The following is a 14,229-nucleotide window of genomic DNA, read 5'->3' as shown; positions in this document are numbered from 1 at the left end:
GCCCTTGCGCTAGAGCTCGAGGCCTATGGCCGCTACCCCCGCCTGGCCGCCGCGCTCGGCCCCTCGTCTTTTCGTTTCCGGTCCGCTCCTCGCGGGACACCCCCTCGTTATCGAGGGGCAGCAGGCGCATTACCTTACCAAGGTGATGCGCGTGGGGAGCGGCGACGCGGTGATCGCCTGCGACAACGCGACCGGCGAATGGGCCTGCATGGTCGCCTCTGCCGGCAAGCGCGATGTCGTGCTGGAAGTGCGCGACCATCTGCGCGAACGCGAGCAGGTGCCCGACTTCACGCTTTGCGCCGCGCTCCTCAAGAAGCCCAACTTCGACCTCGTGCTGGAAAAGGCGACCGAACTGGGCGTGCGCGCGATCCAGCCGGTCGTCACCCGCCGCTGCGTGGCGGACAAGCTCAACCCCGAACGCGCGCTCAACATCGTCACCGAAGCAGCGGAGCAATGCGCCCGCACCGCGTTGCCGGAGCTTGCCGAGCCGGTGAAGCTCGACGTCCTGCTGCGCGAATGGCCGCAGGACCGCGCGCTGTTCTTCGCCGACGAGACCGGCGGCGCCCCGGCCGCAGAGGTGTTCCGCGCCCACACCGGCCCCGCCGCGCTGCTGGTCGGCCCCGAAGGCGGGTTCGACGAGGCGGAGCGCGCCGCGATCCGCGCTATGCCGCAAGCCCGTGCGATCACGCTGGGGCCGCGTATCCTGCGCGGCGAGACGGCCACGATCGCCGCGCTGGGATTGTGGATGGGCACGGCTGGAGACTGGGCCGGAGACTGAACCGGTTACTGGCGGAAATCCGTGCCGGAACAGGCGTCAGGCGAACAATAAACTGATCGGTATAAAAAACAGTGGCGAAGCGGCGCGGGGCATTCTACCTCCGCGCCATGAGCACCCGTGAGGTATCGGATCGCGACGATCCGCTGATCGAAAGCATGGACCAGCTGGCCGCCCCCATGGCGGCGGGCGAGAAGCCGCGCGAGGCGTGGCGGATCGGGACCGAGCATGAGAAGTTCGTCTACGACAAGGCGGATTTCCACGCTCCGTCCTATGACGAGCCCGGCGGCATCCGCGATCTGCTGGACCAGCTCCAGCCCTTCGGATGGAGCCCGATCATCGAGGGCGATCATGTCATCGCGCTCAAAGGCGCAGACGGCAACGTCAGTCTGGAACCGGCAGGGCAACTCGAACTCTCTGGCGCGCCGCTGGAGAACCTGCACGAGACCTGCGCGGAAACCGGACGTCATCTTGCGCAGGTGAAGACCATCGGCGACGAGATCGGCAAGGGCTATCTCGGCCTTGGCATGTGGCCGGACAAGACGCGCGAGGCGCTGCCGATCATGCCCAAGGGCCGCTATGCGATCATGCTGCGGCACATGCCGCGCGTGGGGACCATGGGCCTCGACATGATGCTGCGCACCTGCACCATCCAGGTCAACCTCGACTATTCGAGCGAGGCCGACATGGCGCAGAAGTTTCGCACCTCGCTGGCGCTGCAACCGCTGGCAACCGCGCTGTTCGCCAACTCGCCGTTCACCGAGGGCAAGCCCAACGGCTACCTCTCGTACCGCAGCCATATCTGGTCGGACACCGATCCCGCGCGCACCGGCATGCTGCCGTTCGTGTTCGAGGACGGCTTCGGCTACGAGCGCTATGTCGACTACATGCTCGACGTGCCGATGTATTTCGTGTTCCGCGACGGCAAGTACATCGACGCGGCAGGCCTCTCCTTCCGCGACTTCCTGAAGGGCGAGCTTTCGGTGCTCCCCGGCGAAAAGCCGCGCCTGTCCGACTGGCAGGACCACCTTTCCACCGCCTTCCCCGAAGTGCGTCTGAAGTCCTTCCTCGAAATGCGCGGGGCCGATGGCGGACCATGGAGCCGCATCTGCGCGCTTCCGGCGCTGTGGGTAGGACTGCTCTACGACCAGAGCGCGCTCGATGCGGCATGGGATCTCGTCAAGGGCTGGGACATGGAAGGCCGCGAGACGCTGCGTGCCTCCGTGCCCAAGCTTGGCCTCGGCGCACCTCTGCCCGGTGGCGGAACGCTGCGCGACATCGCCGGTGAAGTGATCGACATTGCCCGGTCGGGTCTTGCCGCCCGCGCCCGTCTCAATTCGAGCGGTGACAACGAGACCGGCTATCTCGAACCGCTGGCCGAGATCGTGCGCTCGGGCAAGGTGCCTGCCGAGCGCCTGCTCGACCTCTACAACGGTGAGTGGGGCGGCGACATTTCTCAGGTCTACAAGGTGAAGAGCTTCTGATGATGATCGTAATCACCGGCCAGTTCCGCATGCCCGTTGCTGTTCGCGATCAGGCGGTCGCGGCGATGGCCGCCGTCGTTGCCGCGACGCGGGCCGAGACCGGGTGCCTGCACTATGCCTATGCCGAGGACGTGCTGGAGCCGGGCCTGTTTCGCGTCTCGGAAATCTGGGAAAGCCGCGAGGCGCTGACCGCGCACTTCGCCCAGCCGCATATGAAGGTCTGGGCCGAGACCCGCGCCGCGCTCGGTTTCAGCGACCGCGATATCACCGCACATAGCGTGGAAAGCAGCGAAGCGCTCTAAGGGCCGATCGACATTCAGCCCTGACGGCCTACAAATGGGGATTTCCCGGGCTTCCGGTGCTCACGTACAAGAAGTACGCTGCGCTCCGGGTCTCGGACAATCACCATTTTCGGCGCGTCATCATCTGAATGTCGATCAGCCCTAAAAAGCTCTTCCTACTCCGCCGCCTGCGCCTCGCCATTACGCGGGCGGATCAGTCCGGCGATGCGGCCCAGCGTGCGGGTGATCAACGCGTTCTCGCTCATCCACGCATGATAGGCGCGATACTTGGGATCTTCCGCCAGCAGATGCGCCTCTTCGGTACGGGCGCGCCAGTAGTAGATCCCGCTCACCACGCCCAGCAGCACGGTGTTACGCACCATGTCGGTCAGCGAATGATTGTTGACTGCGAAGGGCAGCGCCGAAAGCCACCAGAACAGGTTCTTCGAAAGATAGGCCGGGTGCCGGGTGAACCGGTACGGCCCGTTCGTCAGCACCCCGCGATAGGTAAGGTTCGAAAAGCGGATACCGAACGCGAAGGTCGCCCAGGCGTAGATCGCCGTCAGCGCTACCATAACGCCCGCCCACAGCCACAGCAGTGCCGTGTGGCCCTGCAAGGCCCAGGCCCAGCCGCCGGTATTGACCTCGTAGGCCAGCACCTGCGCATTGCCCATCGTTGCCATCACGAAGGGCGGATAGCACATCAACGCCGCCACCCAGCCCGCCAGCAGCGGATTGCCCGAGCGGATATGCGCATCAAGCGGGCGGAAGGTACACAAGTAGCCAACCGTGCCGATCTGGACATCGACCGTGAACAGCAGGTTGATCAGCGCCGTGCCGATCATCACCGGATCGCGGGTGATCTGGCCGAAATCCGCCTCGACAACGCCTGCGAAACCGCCGGGGAGGATCGAGATCATGAAGGCGCCGAAGAACGCCTTGATCGCCCAAGCGCGCGCGTGCTTCTTCACCTCGTCGGCTTCCCACGCCTCGCGCCCGATCAGCATAGCGCCGAAGTGCCAGGCATGATCGCGCGGCTCGATCATGTAGCGTTCGAGCCAGAGCACGTAAGGGATCGACAGCACGAACAGCGGGACCGCCACGGCGCCCAGCACGTCCATTGCGAAGACGTACTGCCCGTCCCAGTACCAGCGGCCGATGCAGTAGTAGAACCCGATCACCGCCCAGGTCGCCCACAGCCCGGCGAGCTTGGTCACGGCGGTTTCCATCACCTGCGAGAGCGGGCGCGGGTTCGTCCAGTCCAACCCCGTGGAAGGGCGGCGGTGGACCTTGTCCACCAGAACCGACCACAGCGCCATCGTGGTCGTCGTGAAGAACACGGAAGCGAGCGCCGCGTAAGGCCCGCTCAGGACGGCACGCGGGCCGGGAAGATGCAGCGCCTCGCCGATTGTCGCCCAGTTGCGGCAGACCAGCACCCAGACGATCAGCGCCGCGACGCCGGACAGGCCGACGCCGGGCGATACGTCGCTTACAGGGCGACTCGTGGGGGCAGGAGAAGCGAAAGAGGGCTCGGTCATGATCAAGGGCCTAGCGTCAAACGGTTAAGACCCCGTTGGACGCTTGTGATCATGGCGTGTGCGAGCCCCCTCGTGCGGTTTGGCGCCTCAGCGCAGCGCCGTGATCGTGCCTGAATCGTCCAGTACATAGAGCGTGCCGTTGGCCACAACCGGTGCGAGCGAGATCGGCGCGTCGAACTTGCGATATTCGTTCCACGTGCCGCTCAGCGGATCGACCCAGCCCAGTTCACCCTCGGAATTGGCGACCCACAGCTTGTTGCCCGCCAGAACCGGCCCCTTCCAGAAGATCGCACCCTTGTGCTTCTTTTCGTTATGATAACGCTGAAGCTGGGTCAGCCAGCGCACCTTGCCGGTGTTGCGCTGGATCGCCAGCAGTTCGGCGTGGTCGTCCAGCGTGAAGATCCAGTCCCCCGCAACAGCCGGGGTCGAGATGCCCGCAAGGTTGAGTTCCCAGATACGCTGTCCGGTGACCAGCTCATAAGCGGCCATGCGACCACCCTGACCCAGCGCATAAACACGGCCATTGTCGACGATCGGATCGGCATCGACGTCAGTCAGGCTGCCCACCGACGTCGAGATCGACGTGCGGGCAAGCGCGTCGGACCACAGCTGACGGCCGTTTTCGTAACGATAGGCCACCAACTCGCCCGAGGCGTAGCCGGCCACGATCGTACCTTGGCCGGCAGCCGGAGCGCCAACACCGAAAACACCTGCCTGGGTGAGCGAGGCCGATTCGTTCCACAGCACCTTGCCGTCTGCCGCGTTGACCGCGAAGATCTGGTTGTCCTGCGTCATCACGTAGACCGCGCCGAAGCCAATCGTGGGCGAGCCGCGCAGCGGTCCTGCCGGCTTGACGCTCCACGCCTGCTTGCCGGTCGCCGCGTCGAGTGCTGCCACTTCGCCCAGACCGGTGGTCACGTAGACCTTGCCCTGATCGAAGCTGACACCGCCGCCGAACACCGACTTTTCGTTGTCGCCCGAGACCGAGAAATTGTGCGACCACTCCTGAACGCCGGTATCGGCGTTGTAGGCATGGACCACGCCGTTGGTGTCCATGACATAGAGATGCTTGTCACCGATCACCGGCGCAGCGGCAAGGCGCTGGCGCGTAGTCGAACCGGCGATATCGGCCGTCCACAGCTTCTGTGGCTGCGGTGCGAGCGTAAGCTGGCCATAGCTCTTGTTCGACGTGTTGCCCGCCTGCGGCCAGTCGGCATTGGTTGTAGGCGGCGGCAGGATCACCGACACACCAGCAAGGGTCGCATCGACCTGCGCGCCGCTTTCAATGCGCGAGAGAATCGGCACGCGATTGCCCACGGTCGGGGTCGTGCGAACCTTCTTGTGATGTCCCGCGCAACCGGCAAGGCCGCCGGCCAGCGTAACAGCGAGAAGGCTGGCCGCAGCAAGGCGGCGCGTCTTGAAAAAGGCGGTCATTCGCGTGTCCTCTCGAGCCGTTACTGGGCAGCAGCGCTGGGAGCAGCAACAGGGGCCTTCACGGCCGAAACGGTGGCAGTATCGGGAAGCGGCTTGCCATCGGCATCGACAACGGGGTCCACGGCATCGACGCCGAGCACCGAGGCCAGTTGGCGCGCACGGTTGCGCAGCGAATCGGGCTGGGTCTCGTCCTTGGCGATCTCGGCGAAGATTGGCCCCGCCAGATCCTTCTTGCCTTGCGCGACATAGGCCGCGCCGATCATTTCACCGGCTGCACCGAACCATGGATTTCCGGGCTGTGCCAGAGTCTTGAGACGATCGACGACCGCCTGGGGCTTGAGCGTATCGTAATTCGCGGCGACCGAACGCACCGTCGCCAGATCGCGCAGCGGCTGCGGCACGCCGGTGTCGGCAGCAACCGCATCGTAGATCTTTACCGCATCGGCGAGGCGATTCTGCTTGAGCGCCACATCGGCGAGCAGCAGCTTTGCCGACGCGCCGGAAGCGCCGTCAGCCTTATCGACGACCGGTCCGAGCTTCTTCTTCACATCGTCGAAATTGCCCGCCTGCAGGCTGTCGAGCGCCTGCACGAACACTTCTGCATTGGCATTGCGAGCCTTGGTCTGCTCGTGCTTCCAGAAGAAGCAACCGCCGATTGCCGCCAGAATCGCGACCACCAGCACCGCCACGGCCACGCCATAACGCTTGAAGAAATCTTCCATCCGGTCCTGACGCATCGCGTCGTCGACCTCGCGCTGGAAGATCTGGCCTTGCGCCTTTGCGGCAGCCGCCTTGTCGTTGGACGGGGTAGTGGGAATGAGAGCCAAGGTGCGCGCGCTTTCTGGGGATTCTGGTAAGGTTGCCGGGCTGTTTAGCGGATGGACAGGGGTTTTCAACGGGCTTGATCGCTGCCTGTCCCCGACTGAAGCGGGTCTGAACGGGACAGAGGAGGATAGAAAGGGGCTAGAGAGGGGCTAAGCCCACCTCAAGGGAAGCTATCGCGCCCCAGCGCGGCGGCATACGTCGCCCTGTAGGCCTCGATCATGATCCGCTCGTCGAAGCGGGCCAGCGCCTCGCGCCGGTTGGCCATGCCGACCTGCTCTCGCAGGGCACTATCGCCTGCAAGAACCGCCAGCGAGGCCCCGAGCGCCTGCCCGTCTCCGGGGGCGGTGATGAAGGGCGCGTTCGGCGCCGAAACCATCGCGGCCACGTCGCCGACTGCGGGCGAGGCCACCGGCACGCCCGCCGCCATCGCCTCGACCACCGAGATCGGAAACTGCTCCGAATCGGACGACAGCGCGAAGATATCGAACAGGCCGACGACATCGGCAGGACGCGCCACGAAACCGGGCAGGTGAACGCGCTCCGCCAGCCCCAGCGATCGCGCCTCGGCCTCGATCGCTGTGCGCTCCGGCCCTTCGCCCACGATCACCAGCTGCCATTCGGGAGGAAGCGCGGCGAAAGCCCGCACCAACCGGGGCAGGTTCTTCACCGCGCGCAGGCCCGCCAGCGTGCCCACCCACTTCGCACCGGGCGCCTTGACCAGTCCCGGCACCGCATCGGGCGCAGGCGGCGTGCCATAGGCCGAGAGCGCAATGCCGTTGCCGATCAGGCGCAGCTTGCTTTCCGGGCAATGCCAGACCTCGCGCGCGATCCCCGCCAGCCGCTGCGAGGGCACCACCAGCGACGCCGCCCCGCGCAGTGCGAAACGGCGGAACAGGTTGCGCTTGGGCTTGAGGCCTGCCGCCTCGTCCTCGTTGAAGCCGTCCTCGTGATGGACCAGCGGCGGCATCTTCAGGACGCCGCCGTAAAGCGCGCGCGCCATCACCCCGTCCATCGCGCCCCAGTTGTAGGTGAGCACGAGATCGTAGGCCTGCATCGCCCGCGCAAAGCGCCAAAGACGCGGCGGCAGCGGCTGGCCCTGCAAGGAGGGGAAGTCTTCCGGAAAGACCACATCCAGCCCCGGATCGAGCGCCACTTTCGCCCCGAACGCACCTTCCTCTGCCGAGACCACCGCGTGATGGACAGGCCGCCCCAGCGCATCGGCGGCAAAGGCATTCATCAGCCGCGCCGCGCGCAGCTCCTTGCCGCCCGCCGCGAAACTGGAATGCATGTGGAGGATGCGCAAGGGTGCGCCGTTCGTGGCCACCACCTTTACCACCGCGCTCAGCCGACCTGCTCGACCAGCCGGGTGATCGCGGCGACCACCTCGGGCTCGTCCAGCGTCGGCGCGTGGCCAACCCTGGGCACCGTCATCGCCTGCGCCGCAGGAATGCGCGCCTGCATCTTGGCAAGCGTCGCTGCCGAAAGCAGATCGGACTTCTCGCCGTGGAGCAGCAGCAGCGGCGCATCGGACAACGCCTCGAACGCGGGCCACAGATCGGGCTGGGTATCGGCATCGAAGCTGGCGAAAGGCTCGGCGATCTTCATGTCGTAATCGAACACGATGCGCCCGCCGGTCGAGACGGTCATGCGCTGCTTGGCAAGGCCGATCCAGAAATCGAGCGGTTGCCCCGGATGCGCATCGCTCTGCACTTCCTCCAGCCCGCGCGCGGCATGGACCCAGGTGGGAAAGCTGCGCCCCTGCCCCACGTATTCGCGGATACGCTCCAGCCCGGAAAGCTCCATCGCCGGGCCGATATCGTTGAGCACGGCACCGGCGATCTTCGGCGCGGTCTCGTCGCCCCGCGCGATCATCGCCATGACCATCGTCATCAGCCCGCCCATCGATGTGCCGATGGCGATGAAGCGGGTGATACCCTGCTCTTCCAGCAGCAGGCGCAGATCGTCGATATACTGGAGCGGCACGTAACTGGCCGAATCGCGCGCATATTCGCTTTCGCCGCGCCCGCGCATCTCGGGACAGAGCACCCGGCGCCCCTCGGCCAGTACCGGCGCGAGCCGCTCGAAATCGCGGGCATTGCGGGTCAGGCCATGCAGGCACACCACCGGCAGCGCCGTGGCACCTTCAGGATAGGCTGCAATATCGGGGGCATAGTCGCGATAGTGCAGCTTCAGCCCGTCGCGACTGGCCCAGAACCGGCTTTCGAATTGCGTCGTCATGCCCGAAGGGGCCTCCATCTCGTGCGCGAGGGGAGCAGCCATTGCGGGCCGCCGCCCTCACCCTTTTCGCGCCACCGCTTGCGCGCGGCACCTTTGACGCCCACTAATGCCACATGCGTTTACAACCGCAAGCAAGTGCCTATCGCCCCGATCCCGCGATCGAAACTCTCAGCCCCTGGCTGGCCGATCCGGTCCCGCCCGCAGACTTTCCCGAAACCACCCTGCGCTTCCGCAACCAGCGCTGGGCGCAAGGCATAGGGCTGGGCGATCTCGACGAGACGGCATGGCTGCGCCATTTCGGGCGGTTCGAGCCGCTGGCGGGCAATCTGCCACAGCCGCTGGCACTGCGCTATCACGGGCACCAGTTCCGCATCTACAACCCCGACCTTGGCGACGGTCGCGGCTTCCTGTTCGCCCAGATGCGCGACGCAAAAGGCCGCCTGCTCGACCTTGGCACCAAGGGTTCGGGGCAAACGCCGTGGAGCCGACAGGGCGACGGTCGCCTCACGCTGAAAGGCGCGGTGCGCGAAATCCTCGCGACGGAAATGCTCGAAGCGCTGGGCGTGAACACCAGCAAGACCTTCTCGGTGATCGAGACCGGCGAGAACCTGTGGCGCGGCGACGAGCCTTCGCCCACGCGCTCCGCCGTGATGGTGCGGCTCAGCCACGGGCATATCCGCATCGGCAGTTTCCAGCGCCTGCTGATGCTGGACGAGCGCGATCACATGGAAGCGCTGATCGCCTATTGCCTCGAACAGTTCCCCGGCCCGCCCCCGCCCGAAGACGCGCCGGGCCGCGACGAACCCGCCGTGATCCTGCTGCATCAGGTGGTAGAGCGACTGGCCGACCTTGCCGCCTCGTGGATGGTCGCAGGGTTCGTCCACGGCGTGCTCAACACCGACAACATGAACATCTCGGGTGAGAGCTTCGACTATGGCCCCTGGCGCTGGCTGCCCAAATGGGACCCGAGCTTTACCGCCGCCTATTTCGACCATGCCGGGCTCTATGCCTTCGGTCGCCAGCCGGAAGCGCTGTTGTGGAACTGCGGGCAGCTGGCGGTAGCGTTGCGGATGCTGGCCGATACCGCGCCGCTGGTGGCCGCGCTCGACCGCTTCGGGCCGCTCTATCAGGCGGCGATGGCGCGCCGGTTCTGCTGGCGGCTGGGCGTAACCTCGCTGGGGGTGGAGGCCGACACCGCGCTGGTGCAGGCCGCCGAAAAGCGGATGCTGGCCACTGGCGAGACGCCCGATGCGTTCTTCTTCGCCCACCGCGCGGGCCGCGATCCGGGCGATGATGATTTCGGGGCGGCGCTGCGCACCCGCGCCCCTGCCGCCGAACTGGACGCATTCTTTCGCAGCGAAACCGCGCCCCCTGCGTTGCAGATCGACAAGGTGGAGCGCATCTGGGCCGCCATTGCCGAGGATGACAACTGGTCGCAGCTGGAAGAGGCCGTCACCCGGATTCGAGCGCTCGGCGAAGCGCTGGGGGAACCGCCTGCCCCCGCCGGGATCTTCTGAAAACGGGCCGACCTGATACGAAACGTTACCAAGTGATCCGCGTCAATTCACGTCCATCGCCTTCGCGTTAGCAGACCGGTAGGATGTGCGTGGCATAGGCAAGGAACGATGAACGAGATGACTCGCCCTCCCGCTGCTCCGACCGCCGACGATGCGCCGCCGCCCTCTGGCGCTGCGGGCCTGTTCGTCTCGGTCGAACCGGCGACCGGCGCCGAAGTCTGGCGCGGGCGGATCGGCGATGTCGATGGCGCGGTCGCACGGGCACAGCGCGCCTGGCCGAACTGGGCGGCGCTGCCGCTGGCCAACCGCATCGAACTGCTGCGCCGTTTCGCCAACGAAGCGCGCAAGGATGCCGATGCGCTGGCCACGCTGGTCGCGCGTGAGACCGGCAAGCCCGCATGGGACGCGCGCGAGGAGGTCGACCGGGTGATCGCCGGGGTCGAGCACGCGATCCGCGCCTATGCCGAGCGCAGCGGGCAGCGCCGCTTCGATTCGGCGCTGGCAGGCCGCACCGCCGTTCGCCACAAGCCGCATGGCGTGCTGGCGGTCATCACCCCGTTCAACAACCCCGCGCATGTCCCCGCCTCGCACATCGTGCCCGCGCTGATCGCGGGCAATGCCGTGGTGCTCAAGCCCAGCGAGAAAGCCCCCGGCACCGCCGAGGCGCTGGTCCGCTGCCTGCATCGCGCAGGGATTCCCGCCGCCGTCGCGCAAGTGGTGCAGGGCGCCCCCGAGCAGGGGCAGGCGCTGGTCGGGCATGACGGGATCGACGGCGTGCTGTTCACCGGCTCGGCACGGGTCGGCATCGGCATCAACCGTCGCCTTGCCGCGCGGCCGGACCGGTTGGCGGTGCTGGAGATGGGCGGCAACAACCCGATCGTCGTCACCGACACGCCCAAGATCACCGATGCCGCCGCGCTGGTGGTCCAGTCCGCGTTCCTGTCCAGCGGCCAGCGCTGCACCGCCGCGCGCCGTCTGATCGTGACCGATCGCATGTATGATCCGCTGATCGCCGAAGTGAAGGCGCTGGCAGACCGGCTGGTCGTCGGCGCGCCTTTCGACGAGACGGTGCCATTCATGGGCCCTGTCGCCGACAACCACGCCGCCGACGGGCTGACCGAGAGCTTCCTCTATCTGCTCAGCCACGGCGGGCGGGCAATCAAACATCTCGTGCGCCTCAGCGACAGCCTGCCCTTCCTCTCGCCCGCGATCATCGACGTGACGGCGATGGAGCAGCGCCCCGATGTCGAGCTGTTCGGGCCGATCCTGCAAGTGGTGCGCGTGGCCGATCTCGACGCCGCCATCGCCGAGGCGAACGCCACGCGCTTCGGCCTCACCGCCTCGCTGATCGGCGGCAGTCCGCAGGATTACAACCGCTTCTGGGCGAACATGCGCGCGGGGATCGTCAACTGGAACCGGCCGACCACCGGCCCCAACGATTCGACCCCGCTGGGCGGCGCCGGACTTTCGGGCAACCATCACCCCGGCGGCGCCTATCTGGCCGACAGCGTGGCCTATCCGGTCGCCTCGGGCGAGATGGACCAGCCCCGCGCGATGATCGGCGTGGGACTGGCTTAGGGATTGTTTGAAAATGCCCTTCCGGGCATTTCGAGGCGGCACCGGCCCTCTCCCCCACCCTGCCACCCATTGGTAGTATCCTGCGAGTGGCAGGGTGGGGGAGAGGGCCGGTGCCGCAAAATTCGCGTACCGCGAATTTTCAAACGGACACCAAGCCTTATTTCCCGCTGGTGACGAGATCGACGCCGGTCAGGCCGTTGTCCTGCTTGCGCACATAGACCACGTAGGCCCGGCCGCCCTTGCTGCCGCCGAGCACATGATCGGTGCCATCGGTGCGCGCCTGCACGCCATAGCCCGCCCGCGCCGCACGCGTGTTGTAGTAGCCGAGCACATCGCTGACGCTGACGGGCGTCACGAAATTGACCACGCGCAGGGCGCAGCCGTCATCGTCCGTGCCCGCCGCTTCCTGCACCGCGCCGCGCGGGAACACCGGCAGTTCGGGCGGCAGCTTGGCAGCCCAGGTGGCGGAATACTTCACCGCCTTCGAGCAATCGACTTTTCCCAGCCTGGCATTCCCGGCGACCTGCGCTGCCGTGGCCGCCTGTCCGGCCAGCGCCGCAGCGCCGCCCGCCTGCGGTGCTGGCGCAGCCTGCAACGTGCCGCCGACTTGCGCGCGCGCCTCGCCCAGCGCCGCCGCGATCGCATCGGGCGAGCGCTGCACCGGCGGCACCGAGCCGTCATCGCCATTGGCGGCAAGCGCCGCGCCCTGATCCCCGGTCTTGGCCGGATCGACCGCGATCTTGTCTGCCAGAGCGCCCGACAGCGCCGGATCGTCGCTGCTGCGGTCCGCCGGAGCGACATCGCCGCCCTGCTTCTGGCACCCGGCGAGCAGCACCGTGCCGGCCATCGCCATCAGGGCGAGCTTGGCGGAAGAGGAGCGACGGAAGAAAGTCTGGGTCATGCGCGGCGATCCTTGGCGTCCTGTATCATCACCTAGTGATGAACAGCCGAGCCGCTGGCAAGCTCCCCGGCCGGGCGAATCCGGCCTGTCCCATTACGGGAAGCCCCGGTGCGCCGCTCGACAGGCAGGTCGGGAAGGCGGGTCCGGACGGCGCCGTCCGCCCGGACCCTGACGCCGGGATCGCTCCCGCCGCTGCATTCAGGTTTAGCGAGGCGTTCCTGAACCAAAGGTCGCTCCCGCGTTCAGCCGTAAGGCAGGCATGAAGGCTCCCTATGCGATGCGAATAGCGCGTGCTGACACGAATTTCACTTGCGCCTCTGACACCCGCGCGCCCATCAGCATCTTCCCCTCCTGCTCATGCCGCCCCGAAACTGCCGCAATTCCATGGCCTTCTGACCGGCAACGACAACATTCTCTGTTCCTTCGATCGACGCCCGCCCGCTTCCGTTTCCCCCAACGAGGTGCAGCCATGCCGATTGCCGATGCCCCGCCCCTCTCTCCGCCAGCGCAGGTTCGCCACATCGACGCGTTCGATGTCGGCGCATCGCCGTCGCCGCAGACTCCGCCCGCGACCTCCCTCGCGACCGGCAAGATCGACCTTGGCATCGGTGGGCCACGCTGTCCGGCAGGACACACGGGAGAGATCGTGGTCTGCGCGCGCAACCCGCAGGCCGACCGCCTGCATGGCGCGACCGGCCCCAGCATCGATCCGATTCTGCCGAAAGCCGAAACGAAGCTGGGCAATGCCACGCTCGATCTTCACATGGAGAGCGCCGGAATGGCCAATGGCCAGCTGAGCAACCGGGTGATGGTCGGCGTAAAGCTGCCGTTCTGACCGAATCCACGAAAAGGCCGCTCGCCCCGCAAATTCAAAAGGCCCAAAAGCCAAAAGCCCGACCCGTCAGAAAGACGGATCGGGCCATCGAGGCGCCCATGAGGGGTGGGGGTCGGGCGCCCCGGGGGGCTGTTGGGACGGGAGAGGCTGGATTGAACCGCGCTTTCCCGTCAGGATGGTGCAAAGGCCTTATTCAGCGCGCCTTGTCAGGCGAACTTGCCGGCCTTGGCGATCTCGGCCAGCGGCTTGCGGGCGCTGGCGGCTTCCTTGTCCTGCAGGAATTCGGGCAGGATCGCCTTGTCGCCCTGCTTGCCGATCGCGAAGGCGGCTTCGAGGCGGTGATCTTCCGGCACGCCCAGCGCCGCTTCCGCCTCGCCGAACTTCAGGCCGGTCATGCCGTGGGTGTGATAGCCCAGCGCCTGAGCCTGAAGGGCGGCATAGCCCCAGGCAGCCCCTGCATCGAAGCTATGGCTGTAGTTGGGCTGATCGCCCTTGTCCGAATGGGTGTGCTTGTCCGTCACCACGAACACCAGCGCCGAGGCGTTCTTCGCCCAGCCCTGATTGAAGTCGATCAGCTGCGAGAGGAACAGATCCCAGTTGGCATCGCCGTTCTTCGCATAGAGGAAGGTCCAGGGCTGCGCGTTGAACGCCGAGGGTGCCCAGCCTGCCGCCTCAAGAATGACGTCCAGATCTTCCTGCGGAATTTCCGAGCCATCGAAAGCGCGCGGCGACCAGCGATCGACGATCAGCTTTTCGATCTTGGGGTGGGCGGTACGTCCAGTCATGAGAAATCCTTTCGCGAGATAAGCCTAGAGAAGCAATT

The 14,229-nt window shown here is 66.4% G+C and carries 13 protein-coding genes; 6 read left to right on the top strand and 7 right to left on the bottom strand.

The window, feature by feature from the left end:
- The first annotated feature begins 25 nt into the window (after positions 1 to 25).
- The 3 genes from AC3EC3_RS10935 (at position 26) to AC3EC3_RS10925 (ending at position 2,561) form a co-directional block, all read left to right on the top strand.
- Positions 26 to 778 (top strand): 16S rRNA (uracil(1498)-N(3))-methyltransferase, encoded by a 753-nt coding sequence (locus tag AC3EC3_RS10935; RefSeq protein WP_488489637.1) that lies wholly within the window; start codon positions 26 to 28, stop codon positions 776 to 778.
- Between the two features lie 107 nt (positions 779 to 885).
- A complete protein-coding gene (locus AC3EC3_RS10930) occupies positions 886 to 2,259 on the top strand; it encodes a glutamate--cysteine ligase (protein WP_488489636.1) in 1,374 nt (457 codons plus the stop codon).
- Positions 2,259 to 2,561: a putative quinol monooxygenase gene (locus AC3EC3_RS10925; protein WP_488489635.1), complete on the top strand. Its 303-nt coding sequence runs from the start codon at positions 2,259 to 2,261 to the stop codon at positions 2,559 to 2,561. Before AC3EC3_RS10930 ends, AC3EC3_RS10925 begins: the two co-directional genes overlap by 1 nt.
- Positions 2,562 to 2,716: 155 nt before the next feature.
- Here the strand turns inward: AC3EC3_RS10925 and AC3EC3_RS10920 are convergent, their stop codons facing one another.
- The 5 genes from AC3EC3_RS10920 to AC3EC3_RS10900 form a co-directional block, all read right to left on the bottom strand.
- Complete coding sequence (locus AC3EC3_RS10920) at positions 2,717 to 4,078, bottom strand: methyltransferase family protein (protein ID WP_488489634.1); 1,362 nt, start codon at positions 4,076 to 4,078, stop codon at positions 2,717 to 2,719.
- Positions 4,079 to 4,165: 87 nt separating this feature from the next.
- Complete coding sequence (locus tag AC3EC3_RS10915; RefSeq protein ID WP_488489633.1) at positions 4,166 to 5,512, bottom strand: outer membrane protein assembly factor BamB family protein; 1,347 nt, start codon at positions 5,510 to 5,512, stop codon at positions 4,166 to 4,168.
- A gap of 20 nt (positions 5,513 to 5,532) precedes the next feature.
- Complete coding sequence (locus tag AC3EC3_RS10910; protein WP_488489632.1) at positions 5,533 to 6,339, bottom strand: tetratricopeptide repeat protein; 807 nt, start codon at positions 6,337 to 6,339, stop codon at positions 5,533 to 5,535.
- A gap of 158 nt (positions 6,340 to 6,497) precedes the next feature.
- Entirely contained in the window at positions 6,498 to 7,625 is a 1,128-nt protein-coding gene (locus AC3EC3_RS10905) for a glycosyltransferase (protein ID WP_488489631.1), read from the bottom strand.
- Between the two features lie 53 nt (positions 7,626 to 7,678).
- On the bottom strand, positions 7,679 to 8,617 hold the full coding sequence (locus tag AC3EC3_RS10900; RefSeq protein WP_488489630.1) for an alpha/beta fold hydrolase: 939 nt from the start codon (positions 8,615 to 8,617) through the stop codon (positions 7,679 to 7,681).
- Between the two features lie 71 nt (positions 8,618 to 8,688).
- Between AC3EC3_RS10900 and AC3EC3_RS10895 the strand changes: the two genes are divergently transcribed.
- Together AC3EC3_RS10895 and AC3EC3_RS10890 are read left to right on the top strand one after the other, a co-directional pair.
- Complete coding sequence (locus AC3EC3_RS10895; RefSeq protein ID WP_488489629.1) at positions 8,689 to 10,092, top strand: protein adenylyltransferase SelO family protein; 1,404 nt, start codon at positions 8,689 to 8,691, stop codon at positions 10,090 to 10,092.
- Between the two features lie 117 nt (positions 10,093 to 10,209).
- Complete coding sequence (locus AC3EC3_RS10890) at positions 10,210 to 11,670, top strand: succinylglutamate-semialdehyde dehydrogenase (protein WP_488489628.1); 1,461 nt, start codon at positions 10,210 to 10,212, stop codon at positions 11,668 to 11,670.
- Between the two features lie 157 nt (positions 11,671 to 11,827).
- On the opposite strand, the gene AC3EC3_RS10885 is transcribed toward AC3EC3_RS10890, so the two are convergent.
- Positions 11,828 to 12,571, bottom strand: a complete 744-nt coding sequence (locus tag AC3EC3_RS10885; RefSeq protein WP_488489627.1) for a hypothetical protein — start codon at positions 12,569 to 12,571, stop codon at positions 11,828 to 11,830.
- Between the two features lie 469 nt (positions 12,572 to 13,040).
- Here AC3EC3_RS10885 and AC3EC3_RS10880 point away from each other — a divergent pair, with 469 nt between their 5' ends.
- Positions 13,041 to 13,406, top strand: coding sequence for a hypothetical protein (locus AC3EC3_RS10880; RefSeq protein WP_488489626.1), 366 nt, complete (start codon positions 13,041 to 13,043; stop codon positions 13,404 to 13,406).
- Between the two features lie 206 nt (positions 13,407 to 13,612).
- Here the strand turns inward: AC3EC3_RS10880 and AC3EC3_RS10875 are convergent, their stop codons facing one another.
- Positions 13,613 to 14,191: a nitroreductase family protein gene (locus AC3EC3_RS10875; RefSeq protein WP_488489625.1), complete on the bottom strand. Its 579-nt coding sequence runs from the start codon at positions 14,189 to 14,191 to the stop codon at positions 13,613 to 13,615.
- Between the last annotated feature and the right edge of the window lie 38 nt (positions 14,192 to 14,229).

It is taken from the genome of Novosphingobium sp. BAM6, from assembly GCF_057784955.1.
The sequence above is the reverse complement of the archived record's forward strand: the minus strand, read 5'-3'. Positions and strand labels throughout refer to the sequence as shown.

Excerpts from the sequence above, each read along its gene's own strand:
- AC3EC3_RS10905 (WP_488489631.1), bottom strand. The coding sequence starts at position 7,625 with ATGCATTCCAGTTTCGCGGCGGGCGGCAAGGAGCTGCGCGCGGCGCGG.
- AC3EC3_RS10900 (WP_488489630.1), bottom strand. The coding sequence starts at position 8,617 with ATGGCTGCTCCCCTCGCGCACGAGATGGAGGCCCCTTCGGGCATGACG.
- AC3EC3_RS10890 (WP_488489628.1), top strand. The coding sequence starts at position 10,210 with ATGACTCGCCCTCCCGCTGCTCCGACCGCCGACGATGCGCCGCCGCCC.
- AC3EC3_RS10925 (WP_488489635.1), top strand. The coding sequence starts at position 2,259 with ATGATGATCGTAATCACCGGCCAGTTCCGCATGCCCGTTGCTGTTCGC.
- AC3EC3_RS10895 (WP_488489629.1), top strand. The coding sequence starts at position 8,689 with ATGCGTTTACAACCGCAAGCAAGTGCCTATCGCCCCGATCCCGCGATC.
- AC3EC3_RS10875 (WP_488489625.1), bottom strand. The coding sequence starts at position 14,191 with ATGACTGGACGTACCGCCCACCCCAAGATCGAAAAGCTGATCGTCGAT.
- AC3EC3_RS10920 (WP_488489634.1), bottom strand. The coding sequence starts at position 4,078 with ATGACCGAGCCCTCTTTCGCTTCTCCTGCCCCCACGAGTCGCCCTGTA.
- AC3EC3_RS10885 (WP_488489627.1), bottom strand. The coding sequence starts at position 12,571 with ATGACCCAGACTTTCTTCCGTCGCTCCTCTTCCGCCAAGCTCGCCCTG.
- AC3EC3_RS10880 (WP_488489626.1), top strand. The coding sequence starts at position 13,041 with ATGCCGATTGCCGATGCCCCGCCCCTCTCTCCGCCAGCGCAGGTTCGC.
- AC3EC3_RS10935 (WP_488489637.1), top strand. The coding sequence starts at position 26 with ATGGCCGCTACCCCCGCCTGGCCGCCGCGCTCGGCCCCTCGTCTTTTC.
- AC3EC3_RS10915 (WP_488489633.1), bottom strand. The coding sequence starts at position 5,512 with ATGACCGCCTTTTTCAAGACGCGCCGCCTTGCTGCGGCCAGCCTTCTC.
- AC3EC3_RS10930 (WP_488489636.1), top strand. The coding sequence starts at position 886 with ATGAGCACCCGTGAGGTATCGGATCGCGACGATCCGCTGATCGAAAGC.